The sequence below is a fragment of the uncultured Mesonia sp. genome, from assembly GCA_947499595.1.
Classification (GTDB): Bacteria; Bacteroidota; Bacteroidia; order Flavobacteriales; family Flavobacteriaceae; genus Mesonia; species Mesonia sediminis.
Genome location: CANMOY010000001.1, coordinates 236637 through 248014, shown reverse-complemented (window position 1 = coordinate 248014; position 11378 = coordinate 236637). Strand labels below are relative to the sequence as shown.

Sequence of the window (11378 nt, the reverse complement as noted above, 5' to 3'; positions counted from 1 at the left end):
GATATAAAAATAAAAACTTTTTAGTTTACCGAATAAATTAAATACCTTAGTCCAAAAATAAAATTTTGCTTTAATTCAAATTTAATGGATGCTATTCTTGATTTTTTAGGTAACCTTGCCTGGTGGCAATGGCTACTTATTGTGGTGCTTATAGTTGCGATACGGGATTTGTTTTTCAACAAAAAGCATATTATCACGAGAAATTTTCCTGTGGTCGGACACTTCAGATATATGTTAGAAAGTATTGGTCCTGAGCTTCGCCAATATATCGTGGCAAACAACCGCGAAGAATTGCCTTTTGATAGGATTCAACGCGGTTGGATTTACGCTTCGGCAAAAAATCAAAATAATTATGAGGGTTTTGGAAGTGATCGTGACATTTACGCAACTAATTATATTTTTATCAATAATGCGATGATGCCCTATAGATTGCCCGAAAATCATCCAAATGTAAATGATCCTTATTTTTTACCTTGTGCTAAGGTAATGGGGCTTTCGAAAAATCGCAGAAGACCATATAGGCCTGCTTCGGCAATAAATGTTTCGGCTATGAGCTTTGGAAGTTTATCGGCGAAAGCTATTGAATCTTTAAACCGAGGAGTAAAAATGGCCAATGCTTTTCACAACACAGGCGAAGGAGGTGTATCTCCTTACCATAAAAAAGGCGGCGATTTAATGTTACAGATAGGAACGGGTTATTTTGGAATTCGTGATGATGAGGGAAACTTTAGTATGGATAAACTCGTTAAATTGTGCGAAGACAACCCTCAAATTAGGGCAATAGAAATTAAACTTTCACAAGGAGCTAAACCTGGTAAAGGTGGTGTTTTACCAGCTTCTAAAATCACTAAAGAGATTTCAGAAATTAGACATGTCCCCTTAAATAAGGATGTTATCTCACCCCCATATCATTCGGCTTTCACCGATGTTCCTTCAATGGTTGATTTCATCGAAGACATTGCAGACAAAACAGGCCTACCAGTTGGTGTAAAAGCCGCAATTGGTAAAACTATAGGTTGGAAGCAATTGGCTGAATTGATGAAAGAAACAGGAAAAGGACCAGATTTTATAAGTATTGATGGCGGTGAAGGAGGTACAGGTGCTGCACCTCCTAGTTTTGCCGATCACGTTGCTGTGCCTTGGGCCTATGGATTTAAAAGTGTTTATAGAATATTTAAAGATTATGATCTCACCAAAGATATTTTCTTTATAGGTAGTGGTAAATTAGGGTTTCCGTCCTCGGCTATTATGGCCTTTGCCATGGGAGCAGATTGTATAAACGTTGCACGCGAAGCTATGATTAGTATAGGTTGTATACAGGCCCAGTCCTGTCATAACAACACCTGTCCTACTGGTATAGCGACACAAAACAAATGGTTGCAACGCGGTATTGATGTCAAAGACAAAGCCAAGCGAAATCTTTTTTATTTTAAAAACTTTAGAAAAGAAGTATTAGAAATTACGCACGCTTGTGGTTATGAACACCCTTGTGAATTTACTATGGATGATGTAAACATTAACCTGAGTGATCAAGATTTCACCAAGACATTAGCAGATGCCTATGAGTATCATAAAACTAAGGTTGAATTTAAAGGTATGGAAGCAATTCAAAACTGTCCTTACCTTGGAGGAAATTATCAAAAAGAAAAATCTGAAGAAGACGTTAAAAAAGATACAGTAAGATATTAATTATGGAAGAAAACTTAATACAACTAGCTTTTTACTTGTTACCGGCTATTTTAGTGGCTTTAATAAGCTACTATTTCTTTGATGGTTATTTTAAAGCTGAAAATAAAAAACAATTGTTTGAGCTGCGAAGGCAAAGCAGTAAACAGACCTTACCCATTAGATTACAGGCACTAGAACGACTAACAATTTTACTTGAACGTATAGATCCAGGCAGTTTGCTTATCAGAATAAAGCCAAACAGCCAGGATAAAAATGAATATGAAAATTTACTTATACACCATATAGAAAAAGAGTTTGAACACAATATTTCGCAACAAATATATGTTAGTGAGGGTTGTTGGAATGCAATTAGAGCTACCAAAAACGCAACTATTGCCCTTATTCGAAAAACCAATATGAGCGAGAGTGTTGACTCTCCCACTAAGTTAAGAGAAGTTATTTTATCTGAAATGATGGAAAAAAGTTCACCTAGTCAAACTGGTTTAGCCTACATTAAACAAGAAGTTAAGGGGCTTTGGTAAGCTTTTAAATTTTAAAACAAAAAATTTTTATCGTAGCTCATTCTCATCCGAATGAGCTGCTTTTTTTTGTGCATATAAGTAACCTTGTTGCCACCATTCTGACATTAATTTTTTGTCAAAAATTAATGAATTCTCTGTTAATTTACTAGGTGTGTAATATAGGTTTAGGGTTACATTATTATTTATAGCTGCCAACTTTCCCTCAATTATATTGCTTCGTTCAACTTGGTCGAGCATAAATCCGAAAAGGTTTACCATAAGCGAGAAAGGGTTGTTCCCCAATACTTTATTATGCTCCATATTTTCAGATTCTAACACAATTGCATCAATTTCTGTAGCACCACGCCGTATTGCTTCACGAATGGGCACTAGTGAACCAAAACCTCCATCGGCATACTCACAACCATTTTTCTTCACCAAACTCATAAATGGCGCGTAGTTACAAGAAATCCAGATCCATTCGCAAAATTCATCATAGTTAAAATTTTTAATCGATTTATACTCAACCTTGTTTTTGGTAAGATTTGAAACGGTAACTACTACATCGGTTACACTCTCTTTTATCAATAAAAATTCTTCTGGTGTGATTTTTTGACGTATGAGTTTGTGTAGGTTTTTACTTTCTCCAAACGTACGTTTATTTTTTATGAACTGAATTAGCGTATTAATGAAGTTAATACCTACATACTCTCTATCCTCTTTTTTCTTAATGGTAAAAGGATTTATACTAAAAATACTTGATTGCGTAACCTGTGTATAAGTATTGTACAGCTTATCTAATTTACCGATAGCTAAGTGAGGAATTAATAAACTACCCGTAGATGAACCAACAAAAATAGAATATTTCTTATTTTGTGTACGAATTAAAAATTCAGCTACACCACCTGCATAGGCGCCTTTACTACCCCCACCCGAAATAACCAATGCCTTCATTAATCTAAAATTGTTTTTAAAAATTGTTTATTCCTAAATTCTACTTGTTGGCTGAGAGCAATTATCTGTTCTTTTAACTCTCTTTGTTTTGCTAATTCTTTAATCAAATTACGTGCAAAGCTATAAAAACGCCAATTATAATGCTGGGTAGCTTTTATTAAATTGAGCAAGCTTTCATCTGACCATAAATTAATTTGCCTTATTATAGAAAAGGCACTTCGTCTAATACTAATATCATAAATAGCATTGGTATACTGATTCAATTCTTGAAAGATTACCGTTTTGTTTTCCGGTTTATAAGCGGGAGTTGCCAAATGCAGCCCTAGCCAAAGGTGGCGTAAACTTTTATTGTAAAAACCTTGCTTATCTTTTAAGAGCTCTAGGTAATTCGCTCGGTTGCTCTGAAAATTGATCCATAAATTTAAAAGTGCAGCTTCTTGTGTGGTATATGATTTTTCATATAGTAATTGCTCATATTCTTCTTTTAAAGTGAGCGGAATCTTATCAATATGCAGTGCTACACTTTGTTTTACCAGTAAAGATTCGCTTTTAAGCGCCAATTTAAGTAAAGCAACCACTTCGGGTGAATGGGTATTTTCTAAACTCAATTGAATTACTGCCTCTTGCCCCAAATATTCGTTTACAGGAGCGCTTAATACATTCTTTAAATCTTCAACTTTCTGCTCTAGTGGAAGCTCTCTTAATGCGTTTAATGCTAAATATTTTTGCATAAATTCATTGGTGCTTAAAAGTCTCATTGCTTCATAAGAAGGAAATGTATTTGCTAATAACCACTTTTTCTCAAACCAACTTAAATCCTTGCCTGAAATTTCTTCGGCTACTTTTATAAAATCTTCGGTTCTAACATTCTGGTAAGCATATTTTTCTAAAAAACTTTCCACTATCTTTTTAAAAACTGACTGGCCTAATTTATTTTCTAAAAAAAATAGCGCCCACGCTCCTTTTTGGTAATAGGTGAGTGAGCTTGCTTTTGGATTCAGAAGCGCTTCTCCTCTACCCGATTCACTCGCTGCAGATAATCGTTCTGCGGTTTGGTACATAGAATAAAAAAAATAATCGTCACCAAATATTTCTCGCTCTGCTTTTAAAGCATAATAGGTAGCGAAACCCTCATGCAGCCAATGATGTGTTGAGCTGGTTTCGGTAATTAAATTACCAAACCATTGATGAGCCAATTCATGGGCATTTACATTGACATAATTTTGATCGACAAAACCTATAGAGTCGGTTAAAAATTGTTCTGAGAAAACGGTGGCTCCTGTATTTTCCATTCCGGCATATAAAAAGTCCTTTACGGGTACTTGTTTGTAATTTTGCCAAGGATAAGCTACCCCAATACTTGACTCGAGAAAATCGAATATTTCTTTGGTATATCGGTATGTAGGTTCAACCAACTTATGATCCCTGGGGTCAAAATACAGATATATAGGTACACCCGATTTACTCTGAATTTTTTCAAAATCAAATCTCCCTAAAGCAACCATTACCAGGTAACTACTCATCGGTTTTTGCATATCATACGTCCAGCGCGACACCTCCTCAAAATCACTCTTGCTTTTCAATTTTCCGTTACTAATTAAGGTATACTCTCGAGGTGCCTCAAAACTTAGATCAAACTCTATTTTATCGTTCATATCATCTAAGCTAGGTAACCAGTGAGAGGTGTATTTTCCTTGTCCTTGCGAGAAAATTTGAGCTCTTTCTGGAGTTTCCCAGTTATTAAAATATAAGGTTTGTTGGGGCCTTGCTAGATATTCAAATTGAATAGAATATAAACTATCTGACTTAAAATCATTATAAAACCATATTTTTTCAGATGTAGTTTTCAAGGATATTTGTGAGGTTTTCAAAACTACTTCTTCCATATATTTAGCATCTAAAAAGATAGAATCGCATGCTTGATTTAGGATAAATTGAAGTTCTACCTCACCGGCAACCTGCTTTTTAACAGGTTTAATTTTTAAAAAAGCACTTATATTTTTAATATCTAAATACCTCTGATTTTGGGCACAAATCAATTCCGTAAAGAAAAGAGGAAGAAGCAACAAATAAATCTTTTTCATAAAAGCGTTTTGGTGTTGAAAAATACAAAATTAATTGGTTTAAATTAACCTATTTTAAGCGCATTGTAGTTGCGAAAACTTTTTACAAAAACTATCTTAGCCCTATGAATTCATCTTATTTATTAACTCCAATAGATTACCTCAAAGGAATAGGTCCAAATCGGGCTAAACTGTTAAAGGAAGAACTGAGTATTTATACTTATTCAGATTTATTGCATTTCTTTCCTAACCGGTATATTGACAGAACTAAATATTACAAGATAAACGAGCTACAAAGAAATGATGCAGAAGTGCAAATTGTAGGTAAAATAACGCATTTAAAGATTATTGATCAAGGTAAAACCAAACGCTTGGTCGCTAGTTTTACAGACAATACCGGTAGCCTAGAATTGGTTTGGTTTAAGGGCATTAAATGGATAAGAGAATCGCTAAAATTAAACACAGCATATGTTATTTTTGGTAAAATTAATTGGTTCAACGGGCAATTTTCTATGCCTCATCCAGACCTTAAAAGCCTTGAAGAACAGAAAAAAAGTTTAAGTGGCTTGATGCAGCCCATTTATCCAAGTACAGAAAAATTAAGTAAGCGTGGCGTGAGTAATAAGATTATTTCTAAAGCCATAGAGAATCTAATTAAGTTATCTTACAAGCAATTTTCTGAAACTTTACCCGATTACCTTCTAAAGGAGCTAAATATGATGCCTAAGGCAAAGGCCCTTTTATATATACACTTTCCAAAAAACGCTGAGTTGTTAGCTCAAGCAAAATATAGACTAAAATTTGAAGAGTTATTTTATGTACAACTGCAACTCATTCTAAAGAATAAAATAAGAAAACAAAAGATTAAAGGCTATAACTTTACAAAAGTAGGTAGCTTATTTACAAAGTTTTATGAGCAACATTTACCCTTTACACTAACTAACGCTCAAAAACGAGTGGTAAGAGAGATTAGAAACGATATGGGGACTGGTGCTCAAATGAATAGGCTTTTACAAGGTGATGTTGGTTCTGGAAAAACAATGGTGGCTTTTTTATCTTCTTTATTGGCTTTAGATAATGATTTTCAAGCTTGTATAATAGCGCCAACAGAAATTCTAGCCACTCAGCATTATCAGGGGTTACTAGAACTTTGTGCACCTATTAATATAGAGATAGAGTTATTAACTGGATCAACTAAGAAAAAAGACCGCAAAAGAATTCATGAAAGTCTGGAGTGTGGAGAGCTTAAAATACTTATTGGCACCCATGCACTTTTAGAGGATAAGGTTGTTTTTAAAAATTTGGGCTTAGCTATTATTGATGAACAGCATCGTTTTGGAGTTGCTCAACGTGCAAAATTATGGACCAAAAATCAATTACCACCTCATATTCTGGTCATGACCGCTACGCCAATTCCAAGAACCCTTGCTATGAGTCTTTATGGCGATTTAGACATCTCTATAATTGATGAACTCCCGCCCGGCAGAAAGCCTATCACAACGGTTCATCGCTATGATAATAATAGGTTAAAAGTATTTCATTTTCTCAAAAAAGAAATTAAAAAAGGTAGACAAGTTTATATTGTTTACCCGTTGATTCAAGAAAGTGAACATATGGATTATAAAGACTTGATGGATGGGTATGAGAGTATTGCTAGAGATTTTCCTATGCCAGAATATCAAATTTCGGTGGTTCACGGTCAAATGAAACCAGCTGACAAGGAGTTTGAGATGAATCGTTTTGTAAAAGGTGAAACCCAAATTATGGTAGCTACAACGGTTATAGAAGTGGGTGTTAACGTACCCAATGCAAGTGTAATGGTGATTGAAAGTGCAGAGCGCTTTGGTTTATCGCAGTTACACCAATTAAGAGGACGGGTGGGCCGTGGTGCCGAACAAAGTTTTTGTATTTTAATTACAGGGCAAAAACTTTCTAATGATAGCAAAATCAGGTTAGAGGCGATGACTCAAACTAACGATGGTTTTAAACTATCTGAAGTTGATTTAAAATTGCGTGGACCTGGAGATTTAATGGGCACCCAACAAAGTGGTATTTTGCAAATGAAAATTGCCGATATTGTTCAAGATCAAGATATTTTACAACAAGCCCGTAAATGGGCAAAAAAGATTATTGAAAAAGATGAACGTTTAGAACATACCGAACATACCCGGCTAAAAAACACCTATTTGAATATCACTAAAAACAAAAAAAATTGGAAATACATCAGTTAAACAAAAAATTTAAAATATTATAGAATTGTACCCAAGCCAATTGATATTTAAAGCTTTTTTGAGAAAATAAATTTTATATTTGCTCCCCATAAAACAAGATGATTACCTATGAAAATTTCATATAACTGGATTAAAGAATTTATCAAAACAGATTGGAGTGCCGAAAAAATGGAAGTTTTACTTACAGACCTAGGTTTGGAAGTAGAAGGTATTGATGATTATGAGTCGGTAAAAGGCGGTTTAGAAGGAATTGTAGTAGGAGAAGTCATTTCTTGTATCCAGCATCCCAACGCCGATAAATTAAAGCTAACCCAAGTTAATATTGGTGAAAAGGAAAACTTACAAATTGTCTGTGGTGCCCCAAATGTTGCTTCAGGTCAAAAAGTACCGGTGGCTACCATTGGTACTCAACTGTATGATGATAAAGGAGAAGCTTGGAAAATAAAGAAAGGTAAAATAAGAGGTGAATATAGCTTTGGAATGATATGCGCCGAAGATGAATTAGGATTAGGGCAAAGTCATGAAGGGATTTTAGTGCTAGATAGTAAATTAAAACCAGGCACACCTTTAAATCAGGTTTTTGAAATAACCTATGATAAGGTTTTTGAGATTGGCCTTACCCCTAATCGCGCTGATGCTATGAGTCATTTTGGTGTCGCAAGAGATATAAAAGCTGGTTTGCTGAGACACGACATCAACGGTTCGCTAAACACCCCATCGGTGAGCGGTTTTCATGTAGAGAAACGTAGTCACCGCGTACAAATTGAAGTTCAGGATTATCAATTAACCCCACGTTATTGCGGTATTACCCTTTCGGATGTTGAAGTTAAAGCATCTCCCAATTGGATGCAAGACAAATTAAAAGCGATAGGAATCACACCGAAAAACAATATTGTTGATGCTACCAATTATGTAATGCATGAGCTTGGCCAACCGCTTCACGCCTTTGACGCTAAAGCTATTAAAGGTAACAAGATTGAAGTTAAAACGCTAGCTGCAAAAACAAAATTTACGACGTTAGATGATGTTGAACGTGAGCTTCACGAAGAAGATCTTATGATTTGTGATGCAAACGGTCCTATTTGTATGGCGGGGGTTATGGGAGGTTTAAACTCTGGGGTGACAGAAAAAACCACTACCGTATTTTTAGAAAGCGCGTACTTTAATCCGGTAAGCGTGAGAAAATCAGCTAAAAGACATGGTATAAACACTGATGCTTCGTTTCGATTTGAGCGCGGTGTAGATCCTCACATTACAGAATATGCCTTAAAACGAGCAGCCCTTTTAATTCAAGAAATTGCAGGAGGCTTTGTTTCTAGTGATTTAGATGATATATACCCAAAAAAAATAAATGATTTTCAGGTATTTCTCACTTTTAAGAAAATAAACTCTTTAGTAGGGGAAGAATTAGACCCTAGTGTTATCAAGTCTATTTTGGCATCCTTAGATATTCGCGTCAATAACGTTACAGAAACCGGTTTAGGCCTTACAATTCCTGCCTATCGCGTGGACGTACAAAGAGAGGTTGATGTAATTGAAGAAATTTTAAGGGTTTATGGATATAACAATATTGAATTTAGTGAAAAACTAAATGCAACCATAGCCAACACTAACCGATATGAAGATTTTAAAATACAAAATCTTATCGCTCAACAATTAGTGGCCCAAGGTTATCATGAAATGATGGCTAATTCACTAACCAAAGATTACACCGCTCTGAATAAAGATCTGGTAAAAGAAGAAAATGTAGAAATCCTAAATCCACTAAGTCAAGAACTAAGTGTAATGCGCCAATCTATGCTGTTTAGCGGATTGGAAGCTATCGCCTATAATTTAAATCGACAGAGCACCGATCTTAAATTTTTTGAATTCGGGAAGATTTATCAAAATAAAAAAGGATACAAAGAAAATAAGCAATTACAACTAATTGTTACTGGAAACAGAAATGAAGATAATTGGTTTGAGACTACGAAACCAACCGATTTCTTCTACTTAAAGGGTATAGTAGAGGGCTTACTGTCTCGACTAAACATAACCAAATTTAATACTATCCCTATTGATTCTAATGATTTATCAGAAGGATTAACCTATAGTATAAAGAATATCAATTTAGTAAATTTTGGAGTTGTTAAAAAGTCAATTTTAAAAGAATTTGACATAGAACAAGAGGTACTAACAGCTTGTTTTAATTGGGACGCTATAATAGAAATAATCAGCAAGACAAATGTAAAGTATGAACCTATACCAAAATATCCTTCTTCAAGAAGAGATTTTGCCCTTTTGGTGGATGAATCTGTAAAATTCGAGCAAATCTACGAGCTTGCTTTAAAAACGGAGAAAAAATGTTTGGAGTCTGTTGATTTATTTGATGTTTATCAAGGAAAAGAATTACCAGAAAACAAAAAAAGTTATGCAGTTAGTTTTACTTTTTTAGACAAGAATAAAACTCTGACTGACAAACAGATAGATAAAGTAATGAATAAATTACAAAAACAACTGGCTAAAGAACTCGACGCCCAGTTGAGATAAAATGAACCGAATTAATTAGCTTAATACCCCAATATTAGTGCTTTTTAAAAATGCAAAATCTTAATTTTTATAAGAACAAACACCATTTTCTTATACCCTTTAATATGATCAAATTTTAAAAAAGACCACTTTTTTGCGGTTTAAGCTGAGATTGAAATAAAATCTAGTTTATACCCCAATTAAAATGAAAAATTCCCATTTAATCAAGGCAGCCGAACGATTTGGCACTCCCCTTTATGTTTATGATGCGCAAAAAATTCAGCAACAATTTTACCGCCTAAAAAATGCCTTCAATTCTATTGATAATTTAGCAATTAGGTATGCGGTAAAAGCACTATCCAATTTAAATATTCTCAACCTCTTAAAAGATTGCGGGAGCGGATTGGACACCGTATCCATTGAAGAAATTAAATTAGGTTTACACGCAGGATTTGATCCTAAGAAAATTATTTTTACCCCAAATGGAGTTTGTTTTACAGAGTTAGAAGAAGCCGTAAAGCTAGGCGTACAAATCAATATTGACAATTTAAATGTACTAGAAAAATTTGGAAACATTTATCCTGAAGTACCGGTTTGTTTACGCATAAATCCCCATATTATGGCTGGCGGAAACACCAATATCTCCGTTGGCCATATAGACTCTAAATTTGGAATTTCTATCCACCAATTACCGCATATTTTACGCATAGTTGACAATACAAAAATGAATATTAACGGACTCCATATGCACACGGGTAGTGATATTTTAGATATTGGAGTGTTTCTTCAAGCAGCCGAAATCTTATTTGATACCGCCAAACATTTTAAAAATTTATCGTTTCTTGATTTTGGTAGTGGCTTCAAGGTGGCTTACGGACCAAATGATATCGAAACAGATATTGAAAACTTAGGAGAAAAGCTAAGCAAACGATTTATAGATTTTTGTGAGTCTTATGGCAAAAAACTTGCCCTTACTTTTGAACCTGGGAAATTTTTGGTAAGCGAGGCAGGATATTTTGTTGTAAAAACCAATGCAATTAAACAAACCACTTCAACTGTTTTTGCTCAAGTTGATTCTGGTTTTAATCACCTAATTAGACCGATGCTTTATGGAGCAAAACACGAAATTATAAATATCTCTCAACCCAAAAACCACAAACGCTTTTATTCGGTTGTGGGATATATCTGCGAGACGGACACTTTTGCTAATAACCAACAAATAAGCGAAATCAACGAAGGTGATTATCTAGCCTTTAAGAATGCTGGAGCTTATTGCTTTTCAATGGCAAGTAATTATAATTCTAGATTAAGGCCAGCCGAAGTGATGCTTTATAAAAAAGAGCTTTACCTTATACGTGAAAGAGAAAAGTTTGAGGATTTAATCGATAAACAACTCGTACATGCATTGCCAGAATCATAAAATTATTGTATTT

7 protein-coding genes are annotated in these 11378 nt (G+C 34.6%); 5 read left to right on the top strand and 2 right to left on the bottom strand.

Translation table 11 applies throughout. The features are described 5' to 3' along the window. Positions 1–84 precede the first annotated feature (84 nt). Positions 85–1689, top strand: coding sequence for an FMN-binding glutamate synthase family protein (locus ACH2AZ_RS01105; protein ID WP_379044642.1), 1605 nt, complete (start codon positions 85–87; stop codon positions 1687–1689). Between the two features lie 2 nt (positions 1690–1691). Next, a complete protein-coding gene (locus tag ACH2AZ_RS01100; RefSeq protein ID WP_394906251.1) occupies positions 1692–2210 on the top strand; it encodes a hypothetical protein in 519 nt (172 codons plus the stop codon). Positions 2211–2237: 27 nt separating this feature from the next. Here ACH2AZ_RS01100 and ACH2AZ_RS01095 read toward each other — a convergent pair whose 3' ends face one another. Both ACH2AZ_RS01095 and ACH2AZ_RS01090 read right to left on the bottom strand, forming a co-directional pair. Then, a complete protein-coding gene (locus ACH2AZ_RS01095) occupies positions 2238–3143 on the bottom strand; it encodes a patatin family protein (protein WP_394906250.1) in 906 nt (301 codons plus the stop codon). Next, a complete protein-coding gene (locus ACH2AZ_RS01090) occupies positions 3143–5227 on the bottom strand; it encodes a M1 family aminopeptidase (RefSeq protein ID WP_394906249.1) in 2085 nt (694 codons plus the stop codon). The genes ACH2AZ_RS01095 and ACH2AZ_RS01090 overlap by 1 nt, the downstream gene beginning before the upstream one ends. 104 nt (positions 5228–5331) lie before the next feature. On the opposite strand from ACH2AZ_RS01090, the gene recG reads away from it, so the two are divergent. The 3 genes from recG (at position 5332) to lysA (ending at position 11365) form a co-directional block, all read left to right on the top strand. Beyond that, positions 5332–7437 carry an ATP-dependent DNA helicase RecG gene (recG, locus tag ACH2AZ_RS01085; protein ID WP_394906248.1) on the top strand — a complete coding sequence of 702 codons (2106 nt, stop codon included), beginning with the start codon at positions 5332–5334 and terminating at the stop codon, positions 7435–7437. Positions 7438–7545: 108 nt separating this feature from the next. Beyond that, entirely contained in the window at positions 7546–9966 is a 2421-nt protein-coding gene (pheT, locus tag ACH2AZ_RS01080; protein WP_394906247.1) for a phenylalanine--tRNA ligase subunit beta, read from the top strand. Positions 9967–10150: 184 nt separating this feature from the next. Beyond that, positions 10151–11365 (top strand): diaminopimelate decarboxylase, encoded by a 1215-nt coding sequence (lysA, locus tag ACH2AZ_RS01075; protein ID WP_394906246.1) that lies wholly within the window; start codon positions 10151–10153, stop codon positions 11363–11365. The last annotated feature ends 13 nt before the right edge of the window (positions 11366–11378 follow it).

Bases quoted from the DNA above. Each gene is read 5' to 3' on its own strand.
- ACH2AZ_RS01105 (WP_379044642.1), top strand. From the start codon at position 85: ATGGATGCTATTCTTGATTTTTTAGGTAACCTTGCCTGGTGGCAATGG.
- ACH2AZ_RS01100 (WP_394906251.1), top strand. From the start codon at position 1,692: ATGGAAGAAAACTTAATACAACTAGCTTTTTACTTGTTACCGGCTATT.
- ACH2AZ_RS01095 (WP_394906250.1), bottom strand. From the start codon at position 3,143: ATGAAGGCATTGGTTATTTCGGGTGGGGGTAGTAAAGGCGCCTATGCA.
- ACH2AZ_RS01090 (WP_394906249.1), bottom strand. From the start codon at position 5,227: ATGAAAAAGATTTATTTGTTGCTTCTTCCTCTTTTCTTTACGGAATTG.
- recG (WP_394906248.1), top strand. From the start codon at position 5,332: ATGAATTCATCTTATTTATTAACTCCAATAGATTACCTCAAAGGAATA.
- pheT (WP_394906247.1), top strand. From the start codon at position 7,546: ATGAAAATTTCATATAACTGGATTAAAGAATTTATCAAAACAGATTGG.
- lysA (WP_394906246.1), top strand. From the start codon at position 10,151: ATGAAAAATTCCCATTTAATCAAGGCAGCCGAACGATTTGGCACTCCC.